The following is a 16,805-nucleotide window of genomic DNA, read 5'->3' on the forward strand; positions in this document are numbered from 1 at the left end:
TAAGAAAGTATAAGTAGATTAGAACTAAGGTGAAATGTAAAGGTGATAAATATGAATTCTTTAGAAATTATAAAAGATAAAGTGAAGAGAAAAGCAACAATAATGCAAATTGGTGGGTTCAAGCGAGATAATAAATTATCATCTTCATGGTTTGGAAAGGTTATGCTTTGTTCACCAGGTGAAGAGTGGCCAAGTACTAATGGCAAACTTATGAATGCATTATGTCAAATAAATTTAACTGAGCTACCATATGTACCAGAATCATTAAAGGACTTAGAGTTTATAACTGTGTTTATAGGAGCAGATGAGTATCCAAATAATGATGCTAATGGTGTAAATTGGTGCCTAAGGGCATATAGAAATATTGAAAACTTAGTGCCGCTTAAGCAGATAACTACAGAGTCACGAATAAAGCCTTTTCAAATGAAAGGAATACTAGTTGAAGAAGATTATCCTAGTTGGGATGATTTTTCAAATATCGATGATAGTGAATTAGAACTTGAGGAGGAAATTGAAGAGGAATATTGGGACCACTTTAATAATGTGGAGGGTTTTAAAATTGGTGGATGGCCTTCATTGATTCAGTCTGAAATTTACTGGGCACCTTATAACCAGCATCCAATTAACCCTGAATATGTATTTCAAATTAATACAACAGAGAAAGGAAACTGGATGTGGGGAGATAATGGTGTTGGATATTTTGGAAGAGGCACAAATGAAGGATGTAAGGATGAATGGGCCATTGAGTGGCAGTGTTATTAAGTAAAGATAGTTTTAGTTATGTTAAAGAAAGTGTTAACAATTGAAGTGATATTGTTAAGGCTATTTTTATAGGAAAATACAGTATCACAAGCAATAATAAATTTACAAAATATATTATAATGAAATATAAGAATAATATCAAAGGCTATGTTAAGGGCGATAGTAGATTATTTCTATACCATTTGCTAATTAATATTTATACTTTAGAAGTTGCAACTTAAGGTTGCAAAGAATAATAAAAAAGAAGTTAAAGGTTGGTGTAAGATAAGGCTAAATCCAATTATAATAAGTTTATTATAATGTAAAGGAGATATTAAAATATGAGCTTTGGACAAAATATTCAATTTTTAAGAAAAATGCATAAAGGAATGACCCAAGAAGAGTTGGCAGAAAAAATGGGGGTTTCTCGTCAAACTGTTTCAAAGTGGGAACTTGATTCTACCTATCCAGAGATGGATAAAGTGATAGCTCTCTGTAAGCTTTTTTCATGCTCAATGGATAAGCTAGTTAGGGAAGATATAAGCATGATAAATGAATCCTATTCAAATATCAGAGTAAAAGAAGTAGATTCATTTTCTTTTGTTAAACATGAAATTATTAGTAGAGAACCAGAAGAAAATGCCAGAAAATATATAACAGAATGGGCTAATAGTAATGGAATTATTAACCCACAAATTATAGGGTGGGATTTTCCACACGTATCACAGGAGCAAATAAATGTGTATCATATGCATGGATATGCTGCTGCTTGTATTTTACCTTCTAATTTTGAAGTTGAAAGTAATGACTTAGAAATTATTACTCAAAGAAAACAAGAATACGCAATTATTACGATCAAAGATCCCTTTATAGAAGCATTTACTCTTATTCCTAATGCATATAAGACACTTATGATATACATGGAAGTAAATTGTTATAAGTATAAGAAAACTAAAGATATTCTATCTTGCTTTGAAAAGATATATGATAAAGATGGTGTTTGTTATATGGATGTGTATATTGCTATTGAAAGTTGATTATTAATTATAAAACTATACAAAAATTTATTTTGCTTATAGGAGGAGCTATGGATACTAAAATATTATCGCAATCATTAGAAGGATTTTGTGGACAGACTTGTATATCTTTGCTTAAAAATATATCAGTTGAAGATGTTGTTAGACATACAAAGTGTGGAAAAAATAAAATGTCAGGCAAAAAATTATTCCAAGCATTAGATTTATATGATATAAAACGAGCAGAAAAAATGAAATACACAAAGGGAAAGGATGTAGAATTACCGCAATGTTGTATTTTAAGTGAACATGGCCATTTTCTCTTATATTATAATGGCACTTTCTATGATAATATACGTGGAGTTTTTACTGAGTATGATTTCTCTAAATTAGTAGCATATTTAGAAATAAATATTTAAAATAAGAAATAGATTTGTGAGGTGTTAATTTGAAATTTGCTATATTTTCAGATTTGCATTACTATGCTATACCAGATGGAGATAAGAGAATTGAAGAAATAATTACTTGTGCAAAAAAAGCCAAAGTTGATTTTATGATAGATTTAGGTGATTTATGTTATCCATTAAATGAAAATAAAAGATTACTAGAGAATATTAATAGTTCAGAATTATCGTGTTATTTTACTATAGGTAATCATAATACTGATAGTTATACTATTGATGAAGTTCTTGATTTTTTTAATATGAAAAGAAGTTATTACTCCTTTATTGTAGAAAACATTAAATTTATTATTTTAGATGCAAATTTTATTAACAAAAAGACTAATGTTATACCATACTGTAAAAGAAATTATGATAAATCTAATGATGAGTATCCTTATATACCAAATGAAGAAATAGACTGGCTTAAGAAAGAGCTAGATGATAATGATAAGTATTATATAATAATCTCACATCAAAGTTTGTCAAATGATTTTCAAAAACGTGGTATAAGTAATAGAAAAGAAATAAGAGCCATTTTAGAGGAAAGAAATTTAAAGGGAAGAAAAATATTGTTTTGCATAAATGGACATGACCATGGTAGTGATTGTAAAACAATTAATAATATACATTATTATACTGTAAATTCAACCTCTTATATTTGGCATGGAACTAAAGAAGTATTCAACTATTCACATGAAGTGCATAAAAAATATCCATATTTAAAAGATTTAATTTTATATAAAGAAGCACTACATGTTATTGTTAATATTGATAATGAGATGAATGTTTCTATTAACGGTATTAATGGAAATTATCAAAGACATTCACCAAAGGATATTGGGCTTACAGACACATGGAATGGAGTTTCAATAGAAGCAAAAACACTATCTAAATATATAAAAATGGAAAGATAAAATTGTGTAAAATATTTTTATTTATATATTATATAATCAAATAAATGAACAGTTGTATCAAAATACGAAATATATGAGGTGAGTATATGCAGAATAAAATATTTAAAATTGTTAGTAGGACTTTATGTATACCAATAATTTTATTTCTATTGAATGGATGCAATTTAAATAAATCTGATGGTGTTGAAACAACTGTAGATGCTAAGGTAGTTGAAAACAATTTATATAATAAGCAATTAGTTGTTAGTGGAATTGATAATTCATCAATTTCACAAATAGGAGATAATTGTATTATTAGCTGCAAGGATATTAAAATTTTTAATAAGTCGGGTGAAGAGATATCTCAGGATAGCATTATGGCGGATAATATAGTTACTATTATGTATGATTGGCATGTACAAGAAACTTATCCTACTACAATTACTAATTCTAAGTGGATTCAAATAAGAGAATAAAATATAAGTACAAATTTGAATTTGAAAGAATGAAAAATGTTGATTAAATTATTTATAATGAATTTATACCCTCTGCTGTGTATAAATATTTAAATAAAAGAAGTTAAATTTTTAACTTCCTGTGTAATATCTATGAATTAGATAAAGTTCTTCGAAATTCTACTGAACAGCATTAAGAAGGATTAATGGTATAGAAACAAAACTCCTTTAGAGGAATAATTTACAGAATGAATTTAAAGGAACCTCTTTGAGGTTCCTACAGAGCATGGGGTTAAAAGGAATTTGATGAAGTTCTTCGAACTTCTACAGAGCAGGGGTGTAAATATTAAACTTAACATCAGTAAGCTCTTCGCTAAGTTGCCACAATCTTTTAGCTAATTCTTTATCTATGGCCCAAGGACGAACGCCATTTCCTTTTAAGCTATCTGCTGGAACAGCTTCAGAAATGTTGCAATCTTCGCAATAAACACCACCCATTTCATTTAGTGAAGGGCTAGTTGCACACCATACCGATGTGGCAGCACCTTGCTCAATACTTTTGAATTCATTTGTATGTTCTTTATCTGGAGTTTTTTTATCATTATTCTTAAGCTCTTGTGTAGTAACTTTTCCATCAAGAGAAAATCTACCGAGGTCTGTAGTTGGAATTAACCCTGGATGTACTGCAAAAGATCTTACTCCATATTCTCTACCTAACCTATCAAGCTCAACAGTAAAAAGTACATTGGCAGATTTTGATTGGGCATAGGCTTTCCATTTGTCATATTCTGTTTTTTCAAAATTAGGGTCTTCAAAATTAACTCCTCCAAGACGTTGAGCTCTTGAGGAAACTGCAATAACTCTAGCGTTGCCAGCCCTTTTTAAAGCAGGCCAAAGTCTTGATGTTAATTGAAAGTGTCCTAGGTGGTTTGTTGCAAATTGAGATTCATACCCTCTGTTATCTCTCATTAGAGGTGGAGCCATGATTCCTGCACTATTTATTAAGAGGTGAAGAGCCCTTCCAGAAGCTATAAATTTCTCTGCAAAGCTATCTATAGAATCAGGATTCATAAGATCTAACTGTTCTAACTCTATATTTTGGATTCCATTTACAGCCTTCTGTGCTTTTTCAATATTTCTTGCTGGTACTATAACTGTGGCTCCAGCTTCAGCTAAAACCTTAGCAGTTTCCAATCCAATTCCTGAATAACCTCCAGTAACAATTGCTATCCTTCCTTGTAAATTTATATCTCCCATAACTTCTTTTGCAGTTGTAGAAAATCCATACCCTGAATTTATTGGTGATTGAATAGTATTTTTCATATATTTCTCCTTTTCTATGCATATCCTAATTTTTAAATAGTCTTAAATCACTAGCGTCACATTCAGTATATTTCTTAGAGTGCAGTGTAAGTCAATAGGAAATTTCATAAATATTTATTAATAAGTATTGTAATCTTTATATATAGAAATTATAGTATTAGATAAGATTGTAGATTGTTATTTAGAGGGGTGAAACTATGAATTTATCCATAAAAGAAGTAGCAGAAAAATTTAATTTATCACCTTACACATTAAGATACTACGAGCGTGAGGGGCTAATACCATCTGTACAACGCAATAATAGTGGAAGAAGGGTGTATACAGATATTGATTTAGGATGGCTTCAAATTGTGTGCTGTATGAGAGCTACAGGAATGTCTATCTCATATATAAAAAATTACGTTGAGCTTTGTATTAATGGAAAGGAAACATTAGAAGAAAAACGTAAGATTATGCTTGAACAAAAAGGAATAATAAAAGAAGAGATAAAAAAATATACTGAACTTCTTGAACTTGTAGATATGAAGTTAGACTATTATGATGAAAAAGTCTCCAAAGATGAATTAAGAGAGATGATTAATAAGAAAAGAAATGAGTGATTTATATTTCTATATTATGAAATTTAATAAAAAGTATAAGATAAGTTGTAAATAGTTAGGGGAACTATGAGATTCATTTTAGAAGTTAAAGATTATAAAACAAAAGAAGCTAACAATAAATGGGTTAACTTCTTTTATTTTGGGTAAACTTATAATTTAATTTAGTTCATTCAAACATTATTATATTGTGGTTAGCTTTTTAGTATATCTACAATTTGCTGCATAGCTCTCTTAGCTTCTGGAATAGGAAGCACAGGGAATACATGGTTCATTTTAGGATACTCAAAGTAGTTTATATCAATCTTTTCTTTCTCTGCTAATTTTTTAAATTTTCGAGCATCAGGTAGAAAAAATTCATGTGTTCCTATAAATAATGTAATTTTCCCTAATCCTTTTAGAGGACCATTTATAGGGCTTAACAAATAATTACTTCTGTCTGTATCTCCTGCATAAGTTTTACCAGACTCTATCAAAAGTTTAAGATTTAACATAGGCTCATTTTTTTTCATTGATTCTATCTCAGGGTGGCTTAAGGTAATGTCTAACCATGGAGAAAGAAGTACAATGTTTCCTGGCTGAGGAAGTCCTTCTTTTAATAACATTTGTGATAAAGCTAGTGATAAACCACCTCCAGCAGAATCCCCCATAATTACAATGTTTTCTGGGGAAGTCTTAGTTAATAAATCCTTATAAATAGGGAGAACATTCTCGAATACTTCATCATATTGATGATTAGGTGCCTTTGGATATATTGGAACTGTGATAGTTCCATTCAACTTTTGAGACAAATTATATAAAAAACGCCAATGCCACATTAGCGGTTGTTCAACATAACCTCCCCCAGGTAAATATAAGATTTGTCTTGTATCCGATTTTGAAGGAGATTTTAATAAATAAGTGTCCAACAAATAGGAATCAACTTTTGTTATTTTGTATTTTTGTTGTAGCTTAGTAGGTAGTATATAATTAGAGTTATCTTCTATTTTTTTTCTTTCCAAATATACATCAGGATTTTCTTGCTTCACTAATATTTTTATTAAATTTTCAACTATAAAACTTTGCCAACTTCTCATGGCTTGGACCTCCTTAATATACCTACAGTATTTTCTTTGTTGAGTTTTATAATACCACCATATTATGATAAAATATATTTAAATATAATTAATGATAATAAAGATTTATTTAAGGATGGAATTTTATGAACATCATACAATTGCAATATTTAATTACTGCTGCTAATTTTGGCTCATTTACAAAGGCTGCTAGTGTACATTATGTGACAGTGCCTACTATTAGTCAGTCAATAAAACAGTTAGAGGAAGAACTTAATACTGTTATTTTTTACCGAACAAAGAAGGGTATTGCTACAACTAGAGAAGGTGAACTCATACTTAAACATGTATCTTCTATTTTCAAAAGATTGGATTTAATGAATCGAGAACTTTCACAGCTTAAAGAAGAGTATTCAGAAACCATTATAATATCTACCATTCCAGGAATGGTTCCTTTAGTTGTTCAGGTTATCCTTGAATTTGCTGAGAAGTATCCTTTACTAAATGTTCAAATGATAGAAGGAGATACTCAGACTGTGATGAATAATGTCAATGAGGGTTATGCAAGTATGGGGTTGATTTGTTACAGTTCTAATCAGTACAAAGATACTTTATTAAAATGGATGCCTATAATACAAGGCAAAGCTGTATTAATCGTAAACAAAAATTCATCGTTAAACATGTTGAATACAGTAACAGCAAAGGACTTAAGGAATGAATCATTTGTTCTTTATAAAGATGAAGATATTGAACGTATTGGACAGCATTTACTATCTGAGAATTCTTTAAATCGTATAGTTCTGTCAACAAACAATATGGAGATTATATATCAAATGATTGTTAGAGGAAATGCTATAACTATAGGCCCTGATTTTATTACTAAATTTTTACCTTCAAGCTATCAAGAGAAACTTGTTACTATTCCTTTACAGCAGTACACTACGGAACCTGTTATTTTGGGAAGGATTACGAAAAAAGATAAACCACAAACAAGTATAGTTGAAGAATTTACCGCTAGGCTGTCAGAATTATTTAAAAGTAATTAATTTTATATATTTTCATTTTGATATGAATCAAATATTATATTTAACATACCTTACATAAATGTAAGGTTAAAAAGGGAAATGTAAGCCTAAGTTATGGCTGTACATTTCTTTTTTTATTACAATTAGTGTATAGTCAAATCAATTAATTGGAGGAAGTTTTATGAAATTATTAGAGGTAAATAATTTAAAAAAGATATACACAACTAGATTTGGAGGTAACCAAGTTCAGGCTCTTAGCAATGTAACATTTTCTGTAGAAGAAGGTGAATATGTTGCTATAATGGGTGAATCTGGTTCTGGAAAAACTACTTTACTTAATATACTTGCATCCTTAGATAAACCTACCAGTGGAGAGATTTTACTTCAAGGTAAAAATGTAGTTTCTATTAAAGAAAGTGAAATAGTTGCATTTCGCAGGGAAAATTTAGGATTTGTATTCCAAGATTTTAACTTACTTGATACCTTTTCTTTAAAGGATAATATATTTCTACCACTTGTTTTATCTAGAAAGTCTTATGATGAGATGGAAAAGAGATTAAAGCCTATTGCTGAAAAGTTAGGAATAAAGGACATATTAAATAAATTCCCTTATGAGGTCTCAGGTGGACAAAAACAAAGGGCAGCAGTAGCTAGAGCTTTAATTACTAATCCGGAGCTTATTTTAGCAGATGAACCAACAGGAGCTCTTGATTCTAAAGCTACAGATCATCTTTTAAAGCTATTTTCTGACATTAATAAAGATGGTCAAACAATACTTATGGTTACCCATAGTACAAAAGCTGCAAGTCATGCTGGAAGAGTTCTTTTTATTAAAGATGGGGAAGTATTTCATCAGCTTTATAAAGGTTCAATGTCTAATGAAGAGATGTTTGAAAAAATTTCAAACACACTTACAGTCATTGCAACTGGAGGTGTGGTGAATGAATAAACTCTTTTACCCAAAACTTGCAGCTATAAATATAAAAAAGAATAGTAAAACCTATTTGCCTTTTATAATAACCTGTATATGTACCATTTCAATGTTTTATATAATGCATGAAATCTCAATAAATAAGGGATTAGACGGTGTATCTGGATCTGAAAGTCTAAAAGTAATACTTAATTTAGGAAGTAAAGTAATAGGGATATTTTCAGCAATATTTCTTTTTTACACAAACAGTTTCCTAATAAAAAGACGTAAAAAAGAGATAGGATTATATAATGTGTTAGGTCTTGAAAAAAAACATATATCCAAAATCCTTTTTTTCGAATTTCTCTATACTTCAATATTTAGCTTATTAGTTGGACTTATCACAGGAGTTATTTTAGATAAACTTATGTTTTTACTACTTTTAAAACTTCTTAAATTTAAAGTAGCATTTGGTTTTACAATTTCAGTACCATCCATAATAATTACATTGTTACTTTTTACAGGTATTTTTATTTCAACTTTATTATCTAATTTAGTTCAAATCAAGGTGTTAAACCCTATAGAATTACTAAGAGGTTCCGAACATGGAGAAAAAGAGCCTAAGACAAAATGGATTATGACTGTAATTGGATTAATAGCTCTTGGTACTGGTTATGGTCTTGCTTTAAAAATCGAAGCACCACTTGCTGCATTACAAATGTTCTTTATTGCAGTTATCCTAGTTATGGTTGGAACTTATGCACTTTTTACAGCAGGAAGCATTGCAGTGTTAAAGACCCTTAGAAAAAACAAAAGCTTTTATTATAAGACTAGTAACTTTATTTCTGTTTCAGGAATGATGTACAGAATGAAGCAGAACGCTATTGGTCTTGCAAACATATGTATTTTAAGTACTTGCGTACTTGTAATGATTTCTACAACAGTTTCTTTATATGTAGGAATGGAGGATGTTTTAAGAACTAGGTTCCCTAGAGATATAATATTAACAGCAGCGCAAGCTAAAAAAGAAGAGGCAGAAAAAATAGATGAAATATTACTAAGGGAGTCAAAAAATAATAGTATAGATACAGCAGGTAAATTTAACTACTTTAACAAATACTTTGCTGCTATGAATAATGATGGAAAGTTAAATTTAATCAATAAGGATAGCTTGAGTTCAGATGTTACTTTGCTACAATTTGTATCTATTGCTGACTATAATAGATTGGAAGGTGAAAATATTACCCTAAAGGATAATGAAGCTGTTGTTTATTCAAATGTAAAGAACTTCGATAAAAACAACTTAACTATAGAAAATAAAATATTCAATATTAAAGAATCTTTTAATAAACCAATAGAAGCCTTAAAGATTAATATGAATGACGTAATTAATACTTATGTAGTATTTGTAAATGATATAAACATATTGGAGGCAAATGGAGATGGCGCATATTATGTGGCATTTGACGTTTCCGGCTCAGATGACAATATAGGAATTCTCTCAAATAAGCTTAATGAGAAATTTAAAGAAAATAATTTACAAGTTCATGTTGATAGTTCTGCTGGAAGTAAAGAAAGCTTCTATTCATTATATGGTGGTTTATTCTTTATAGGTATATTTCTAGGAGCGTTATTCTTAATGGCAACAGTTCTTATCATTTATTATAAACAAATTTCTGAAGGATATGATGATAAAAATCGATTTGAAATAATGCAAAAAGTTGGAATGAGTAAAATTGAGATTAAGAAGACTATTAGAAGCCAAGTGCTTATGGTATTTTTCCTTCCTCTTGTTACAGCAGTAATACATGTTGGGTTTGCATTCCCAATGATTACAAAACTTCTTGCAGTTTTAAACCTTAGAAATGTATCTTTATTTATGGTATCAACTATAATAACAATACTTGTTTTTGCTGCAATTTACGGAATAGTATTTTCTTTAACAGCAAAGGCATATTATAAAATAGTTGAATAGTTATATACGTAACTTTAGGATATAAAAATCAAAATTAACAAGTTTAATAAATAATATCACTGAAAATATAAATTTTACAATTAAATCCAAAGAAAATATTGATAATTATCAACGGATATGATATCATAAATTTATTAAAAAAGAGAGCAAAGATGTTCTATCAAGAATGTCTTCGCTCTCTTTTTGTTTTACTCATTTATTTATTATTATTTATTTTTTCGGAGGTGTATTAATGGATACTACAATGATTATTGACACGATGTGGGTATTGGTTGCTGGAATTTTAGTTTTTTTTATGAACCTTGGTTTTGCATCAGTTGAATCTGGTTTTGCAAGATCAAAGAATACAGTTAATATCCTATCAAAAAACTTTATCGTATTTGCAGTTTCATCACTTGGTTTTATGCTGCTTGGTTGGGGACTTATGTTTGGAGGAGACAACCCATTTATCGGAACTCAGAATGTATTTATTTTGGGGAATTCTGATCTTTCTTTCTACGACGGAACTCTTACATCAAATGTTCCATTTTGGGGAAAATTCTTTTTCCAATTGGTATTCTGTGGTACTGCAGCAACAATTGTTTCAGGCGCAGTGGCTGAGCGTGTAAAATACATCTCATTTATTATCTTCTCCTTTGTACTTACGCTTGTTATATATCCAATCGTAGGGCACTGGATATGGGGTGGCGGCTGGCTTTCTACTCTAGGATTTATGGACTTTGCTGGTGATACAGTTGTTCACTCAGTTGGAGGTTGGGCAGCGCTTGCTGGAGCGTTATTACTTGGGCCACGTATTGGAAAGTATAGTAAAGATGGTAAAGTCAATGCTATTCCTGGACACAATATGTCACTTGCAGTTATTGGACTATTTGTTCTTTGGCTTGGATGGTTTGGGTTTAATCCTGGATCGACAATGAGTTTTCAAAATCCATCTGATGTTATGCATATACTCATGACCACTAACACTGCAGCAATTGCAGCAGTATTAACTTCTACAGCTACAGCTTGGATTATAATAGGTAAGCCTGATTTAGGTATGACTATTAATGGATGTCTTGCAGGATTAGTAGGTATTACTGGTAGTTGTGCTTATGTAAGCATTGAAGTTTCACTTCTAATTGGAGCTATTGCTGGTATTCTTGTTGTATTTGCAGTAATGTTCTTTGACCGTATAAAAGTTGATGATCCAGTTGGAGCAACAGCTGTTCATCTTGCTTGTGGTGTTTTTGGTACAATCTGTGTTGGTTTATTTGCAAAAGAAGGTGTTACAAGCCTTTCATCTAAAAATGGCTTATTCTATGGTGGAGGATTTGAATTACTTGGTGTTCAACTTCTAGGTATAGTTGCAGTAGGTGCATTTGTATTTGCTTCATCTTTCCTTGTTTGGTATCTAATCAAGAAAACTCTTGGAATTCGTGTATCTACTGAAGAAGAGATTGCAGGACTTGATATTGGTGAACATGGAAATATTGCGTATCCTGATTTTGCTGTAGCAGCAATTTCAACTGAATATTCTAATACTTCTGTTGATATAGCAGCAACGCTAGAAACTTCTACACCTGTATCTACTGATGTTGCAATTCCAGTAGTACGCAAAGACAAGGAGCATTTAGGTGACAAAATTACAAAAGTTACTATTATAGCTAACCAAACAAAGCTTTCAGAACTTCAAGCTACCCTTGAAAAACTTGGAATTACTGGTCTGACGGTTACAAATGTTATGGGTCATGGTATGCAAAAAGGAAATACTACTTATTTTAGAGGTGCAGCTGTTGATACAAAGTTACTTCCTAAGGTTAAGATTGATGTTGTAATATGTAAAATTCCAACTCAAACCTTGGTGGATGCTGTCCAAAAGGTGCTTTATACTGGAAATGTAGGAGACGGAAAAATATTTATCTATGATGTTGAAGATGTAATTAAAATTCGTACTAAAGAACATGGCTATGATGCATTACAGGATGAGTAATAACAGTATTTTTAGCTTATAAGTATATTAAGATTGAATAATAAATTTTTAAAAGGCGTAAAATAGTTTCTTGAAAGGGCTATTTTACGTCTTTTATATATATTAGTCTAAATTCCTCTCTAATCTTTTCTTTAATCTTTTTAGTACATATGACTTTGTTCTATTTAAGTGTTGATATTTAATTTAGGAGGCTTGTCTTAGCCTAAAATAAATCGATAACTATTATCATCAACACTTCCTTATAACAATATTATAAGGTACTGAGTTTTTCTATAAAACCACTTCGACAAAAAACAATACCACTTACAGAGGATAATTTACCACTTACCTAAACAATATTTACAAAGAAAACGCATCTTACTATAATAAAAGCATGGAGAGTGGCAATATGAAAATAAGAATTGAAGTTGATAATGAAATTAAAGAAAATGAAATTATAATAAGATGCAATGAGCTTAATAAGGAAGTCAAAAATATCCAAAGTGTGCTTGGAGATTTAATTGGCATTAAGAAAAGTATAACCTTTTATAAAGGAGAAACTGAGTATTATCTAATGTTAGAAGAAGTTCTTTTTTTCGAAACAGAGGAAAGTGCAGTTTGTGCACATACCACTGATAATATATATAATGTTAAATACAAACTTTATGAGCTTGAAGAGATATTGCCAGGATATTTTATGAGAGTCTCAAAATCAACAATTCTAAACACAAATCATATTTACTCCATAACACGTAGTCTTTCATCCTCAAGTAAGGTTGAATTTCAAAACACCCATAAACAGGTATATGTTTCAAGATATTACTATAAACCATTAAAAATAAAATTATTAGAAAAGAGGAAATAATATGAAAAAAGAAAGAGTTTTTTGGGGATTTATATTTATACTATCTGGTATTTTCTTAATTGTAAGCAAGCTTGGTTACTTCCCAGACGTAAATCCTTTTAGTTTAATTTTGACATTCTTTTTAGTAGTTGTTATAGGAAAAAGTATAATTCGTTTAAACTTTCCAGGCATTTTATTCCCAATTGCATTTATATGTATAATGTATGATAATCAATTAGGAATTACGCAAATAACTCCTTGGACAGTGTTAATTGCAGCACTATTTGGTAGTATAGGTTTATCTATGCTTTTCCATAAACATGTTAAATTTATTCATCATAAACACTTCCACAAACATCACCACGATGATTATAAGTTTGAAAAAATTGATGTTGAAGATGATGGCAAAGTTTCATTTAAGAGTTCATTTGGAGCTAGTATAAAGTATATAAATACAAATAAATTTGAACAAGCAGATTTAGAGTGTTCATTTGGAGCTTTAAAGGTATATTTTGATAATGCTGTTATGAGTAAAGACAATGCTGTAGTAAAAATTGATGCATCTTTTTCAGGAGTAGAGTTGTATATACCTAAGACTTGGCGTGTAGATATTAAGACTAATGCCTTTTTAGGAGATGTTAGTGAAAAAAATAGAAGTGGTCAAGTAATAACTAATACTTTAACCTTAGTTGGAGATATAAGTTTTGCTGGAGTAGAGATAATTTATATCTAAAAAATAAAAATAACAATAAGATGAGATTAGCAGTTTCTTTAGACTAATAAGTTTAAAGAAACTGCTTTTCATTTATGAATCATTACTTTTAAATATCTCAATATGTCTATAAGATGTTATCTATTGTCGTTAATGTTAAAAAATGATAAAATTTACATATGAGGGGGGAGGGGAAATGAGTGAGTTAATAAACAATGCTGTAAAAGGTGTAAATATTATACCAACAGTACTATTAGGATTAGTTTTATTATACTGGATAACTGTAATTATTGGCGTATTTGATTTTGATTTATTTGAACTAGATTTTGACGTAGACGTTGATGCAGATGTTTTTCAGGGAATATTAGTTTTCCTAAATTTAAGAGATATACCTTTTATGGTGTTTTTTAGTATTTTATCCTTTATATTTTGGATTTTATCAATGATGTTATATAGACTTCCAATAACACCAGGAGGTTTTATAAATGGTTTAATATTAATTCCTATCTTTATAGTTAGCTTATTAGTTACTAAAGTGATAACAAGACCACTTAAGAAACTCTTTAAGAAGGACTATGAAGATATTGCTCCAAATGGCGGAGTAGTCGGACAACTAGTAACATTGATAACTAACATTGGAGATGGAAGGTTAGGTCAAGGAGAAATAAAAAGAGATGGCGCTTCTTTATTAATAAATGTTAAAGCAGAAAAAGATGATGATGTATTTATTAAAAATGAAATTGCTTATGTTTATAGAAAAGACGAAGATAAAAATATTTATTACATTATAAAGATTGAGGAGTGATATTAATGACGTATGAAATACAACTTTTATTAATTAGTATTGGTGCTGGAGTAATTATTATCGGCGGACTGCTTGCAATGTTTTCTAAATTCTATCATAAGGTAGATCAAGGGAAGGTTGTTGTAAGAAATGGTATTGGGGGTCCTGTAGTATCCTTTGGCGGTATTTTTGTATTACCAATATTACATAAAAGCGAGATTATGGATATCTCTGTTAAGAGAGTTGAAATAGCTAGAGAAGGTAAAGATGGGCTTATATGCAAAGATAACTTAAGAGCAGATATAAGAGTTGCATTTTTTGTTAGAGTTAATCAAACAAGGGAAGATGTATTAAAAGTAGGTCAACTATTAGGTTGTGTAAAAGCATCAGATCCAAAAACTTTAATGGATTTTTTTGATGCAAAATTCTCAGAAGCGCTAAAAACAGTAGGTAAAAAGTTTGATTTTGTTCAACTTTATACAGAAAGAGAAACTTTTAAAAATGAAATTCTTCAAATAATAGGAACTGATTTAAATGGGTATGTTTTAGATGATGCAGCTATAGATTATCTTGAGCAGACTGATATAAAATTATTAAACAGCGATAATATTCTAGATTCAGAAGGTATAAAGAAAATAACTGAACTTACAGCTGAACAACTTATATTAGCTAACCAAATTGAAAGAGATAAAGAAAAAACTATAAAGAAACAAAATGTATCTGCTAGAGAAGCTATATTAGAACTTGAAAAACAAAACGCAGAGGCTGAAGCTAAACAAAAAAGAGAGATTGCAATTATAACTGCAAGAGAAGAAGCTGAAGCTGAAAAGGTTAGACAAGAAGAGAGATATAAATCAGAAATGGCAAGAGTTAAGTCTGATGAAGAAATAGAAGTTGCTGAACAAAATAAACAAAGACAAGTTATTATAGCTATGAAGTCTAAAGAGAGTACAGAAGCTGTTGAAGCCGAAAGAGTTGATAAAAATAGATTATTAGAAAGAACTGAAAAAGAAAAACTTGTGGAACTTGCAAGTATTGACAAGCAAAAGGAAGTAGAAATAGAAAAGAAAAATATTCAAACAATTATAAGGGAAAGAGTTGCTGTTGAGAAAGATACAGTTATTGAAGAAGAAAAAATCAACGATACTAGAGTTCTTGCTGAAGCTAACAGAGTTAAGTCTGTAGCTATTAAAAAGGCTGAAGAACAATCAGAATCTAAGCTTATAGTAGAAGTTAAATCAGCTGAAGCCTCAAAAGAAGCAGCAGAAAGATTGGCTGAGAAAACTATTATTGATGCTGATGCTAAATATAAAGCATCTCAAAAAGAAGCTGAGGCAATTAAAATTCTTGCAGATGCTAATATTCAAAAGGAAGCAACTTCTGGTATTGCAGAATCTAAGGTTATTGAAGCTAAAGCTGTTGCTGAGGCAAAAGCTATTGAATCTAAATCTCTAGCTCAAGCTAAAGCTGATAGCGCAATGGTTGAAGTTAAGGAAAAAGAAGGAACTGTAGAAGCTGATATCATGAAGAAGAAATACATGGCTGAAGCGGAAGGAATAAAAGAAAAAGCTAGCAGTATGAAAGCTCTTGATGAAGTTGGTAGAGGTCATGAAGAATTTAAGCTTAAACTTGAAAAAGAAAAAGAAATTGAACTTGCAAATATTAATATTCAAAAAGAAATTGCTGAAGCTCAAGCGTCAGTTATCAGTGAAGCTCTTAAAGCAGCTAAAATTGATATTGTGGGTGGAGAAACAATGTTCTTTGATCAGATTATAGGTTCAGTAACAAAAGGTAAATCATATGATCGTCTAGTAAACAATAGTGAAGTTCTTACAGATATTAAGGAAACCTTTATAACTGGTGATCCTGAGTATTTTAAGAAACAACTAGGGGATTTTATGGATAGATTTAATATAACTTCAGAAGATATAAAAAATCTTTCAATTGCAGGTGCTATAAATAAGATGATAACAACTTCAGGAGATGGTGATAAAGCATTATTAGGAAAGCTGTTAGAAACAGTAAAAAAAGCAGGAATAGCTGATCTACCAGCAAAAACTTTAGAAATCCCTCGTAAATAAGGAG

16 protein-coding genes are annotated in these 16,805 nt (G+C 30.2%); 14 read left to right on the plus strand and 2 right to left on the minus strand.

Translation table 11 applies throughout. From position 1 onward, the window contains the following. Positions 1 to 51: 51 nt before the first annotated feature. From P8F83_RS06380 to P8F83_RS06400, 5 genes are all read left to right on the plus strand, one after another. On the plus strand, positions 52 to 762 hold the full coding sequence (locus P8F83_RS06380; RefSeq protein WP_326513937.1) for a DUF1963 domain-containing protein: 711 nt from the start codon (positions 52 to 54) through the stop codon (positions 760 to 762). 320 nt (positions 763 to 1,082) lie between these two features. Further along, the gene (locus P8F83_RS06385; protein WP_326513938.1) at positions 1,083 to 1,778 is read left to right on the plus strand and encodes a helix-turn-helix domain-containing protein; all 696 of its coding nucleotides are present in this window, start codon (positions 1,083 to 1,085) and stop codon (positions 1,776 to 1,778) included. Positions 1,779 to 1,828: 50 nt separating this feature from the next. Continuing rightward, positions 1,829 to 2,176 (plus strand): hypothetical protein, encoded by a 348-nt coding sequence (locus P8F83_RS06390; protein WP_326513939.1) that lies wholly within the window; start codon positions 1,829 to 1,831, stop codon positions 2,174 to 2,176. A gap of 29 nt (positions 2,177 to 2,205) precedes the next feature. Next, on the plus strand, positions 2,206 to 3,114 hold the full coding sequence (locus tag P8F83_RS06395) for a metallophosphoesterase family protein (RefSeq protein ID WP_326513940.1): 909 nt from the start codon (positions 2,206 to 2,208) through the stop codon (positions 3,112 to 3,114). An 86-nt stretch (positions 3,115 to 3,200) separates the two neighbouring features. Continuing rightward, positions 3,201 to 3,569: a hypothetical protein gene (locus tag P8F83_RS06400; protein ID WP_326513941.1), complete on the plus strand. Its 369-nt coding sequence runs from the start codon at positions 3,201 to 3,203 to the stop codon at positions 3,567 to 3,569. A 303-nt stretch (positions 3,570 to 3,872) separates the two neighbouring features. Here P8F83_RS06400 and P8F83_RS06405 read toward each other — a convergent pair whose 3' ends face one another. Beyond that, complete coding sequence (locus P8F83_RS06405; RefSeq protein WP_326513942.1) at positions 3,873 to 4,871, minus strand: SDR family NAD(P)-dependent oxidoreductase; 999 nt, start codon at positions 4,869 to 4,871, stop codon at positions 3,873 to 3,875. 197 nt (positions 4,872 to 5,068) lie between these two features. Here P8F83_RS06405 and P8F83_RS06410 point away from each other — a divergent pair, with 197 nt between their 5' ends. Further along, positions 5,069 to 5,470 carry a MerR family transcriptional regulator gene (locus P8F83_RS06410; RefSeq protein ID WP_326513943.1) on the plus strand — a complete coding sequence of 134 codons (402 nt, stop codon included), beginning with the start codon at positions 5,069 to 5,071 and terminating at the stop codon, positions 5,468 to 5,470. A 191-nt stretch (positions 5,471 to 5,661) separates the two neighbouring features. Here the strand turns inward: P8F83_RS06410 and P8F83_RS06415 are convergent, their stop codons facing one another. Next, positions 5,662 to 6,543: an alpha/beta hydrolase gene (locus tag P8F83_RS06415; protein WP_326513944.1), complete on the minus strand. Its 882-nt coding sequence runs from the start codon at positions 6,541 to 6,543 to the stop codon at positions 5,662 to 5,664. Positions 6,544 to 6,668: 125 nt separating this feature from the next. Here P8F83_RS06415 and P8F83_RS06420 point away from each other — a divergent pair, with 125 nt between their 5' ends. The 8 genes from P8F83_RS06420 (at position 6,669) to P8F83_RS06455 (ending at position 16,801) form a co-directional block, all read left to right on the plus strand. Then, positions 6,669 to 7,568 (plus strand): LysR family transcriptional regulator, encoded by a 900-nt coding sequence (locus P8F83_RS06420; RefSeq protein ID WP_326513945.1) that lies wholly within the window; start codon positions 6,669 to 6,671, stop codon positions 7,566 to 7,568. 160 nt (positions 7,569 to 7,728) lie between these two features. Next, positions 7,729 to 8,496, plus strand: a complete 768-nt coding sequence (locus P8F83_RS06425; protein WP_326513946.1) for an ABC transporter ATP-binding protein — start codon at positions 7,729 to 7,731, stop codon at positions 8,494 to 8,496. After that, entirely contained in the window at positions 8,489 to 10,432 is a 1,944-nt protein-coding gene (locus tag P8F83_RS06430) for an ABC transporter permease (protein ID WP_326513947.1), read from the plus strand. The genes P8F83_RS06425 and P8F83_RS06430 overlap by 8 nt, the downstream gene beginning before the upstream one ends. 232 nt (positions 10,433 to 10,664) lie before the next feature. After that, positions 10,665 to 12,401: an ammonium transporter gene (locus tag P8F83_RS06435; RefSeq protein WP_326513948.1), complete on the plus strand. Its 1,737-nt coding sequence runs from the start codon at positions 10,665 to 10,667 to the stop codon at positions 12,399 to 12,401. Positions 12,402 to 12,789: 388 nt separating this feature from the next. After that, positions 12,790 to 13,245, plus strand: coding sequence for a LytTR family DNA-binding domain-containing protein (locus tag P8F83_RS06440; RefSeq protein WP_326513949.1), 456 nt, complete (start codon positions 12,790 to 12,792; stop codon positions 13,243 to 13,245). 1 nt (position 13,246) lies between these two features. Continuing rightward, positions 13,247 to 13,957, plus strand: coding sequence for a LiaF transmembrane domain-containing protein (locus tag P8F83_RS06445; RefSeq protein WP_073016434.1), 711 nt, complete (start codon positions 13,247 to 13,249; stop codon positions 13,955 to 13,957). A 175-nt stretch (positions 13,958 to 14,132) separates the two neighbouring features. Then, complete coding sequence (locus tag P8F83_RS06450) at positions 14,133 to 14,741, plus strand: hypothetical protein (RefSeq protein WP_326513950.1); 609 nt, start codon at positions 14,133 to 14,135, stop codon at positions 14,739 to 14,741. A 5-nt stretch (positions 14,742 to 14,746) separates the two neighbouring features. Next, positions 14,747 to 16,801, plus strand: coding sequence for a flotillin family protein (locus P8F83_RS06455; RefSeq protein WP_326513951.1), 2,055 nt, complete (start codon positions 14,747 to 14,749; stop codon positions 16,799 to 16,801). The last annotated feature ends 4 nt before the right edge of the window (positions 16,802 to 16,805 follow it).

Origin of the sequence: Clostridium intestinale (assembly GCF_035905475.1) — a bacterium.
Classification (GTDB): Bacteria; Bacillota; Clostridia; order Clostridiales; family Clostridiaceae; genus Clostridium_T; species Clostridium_T intestinale.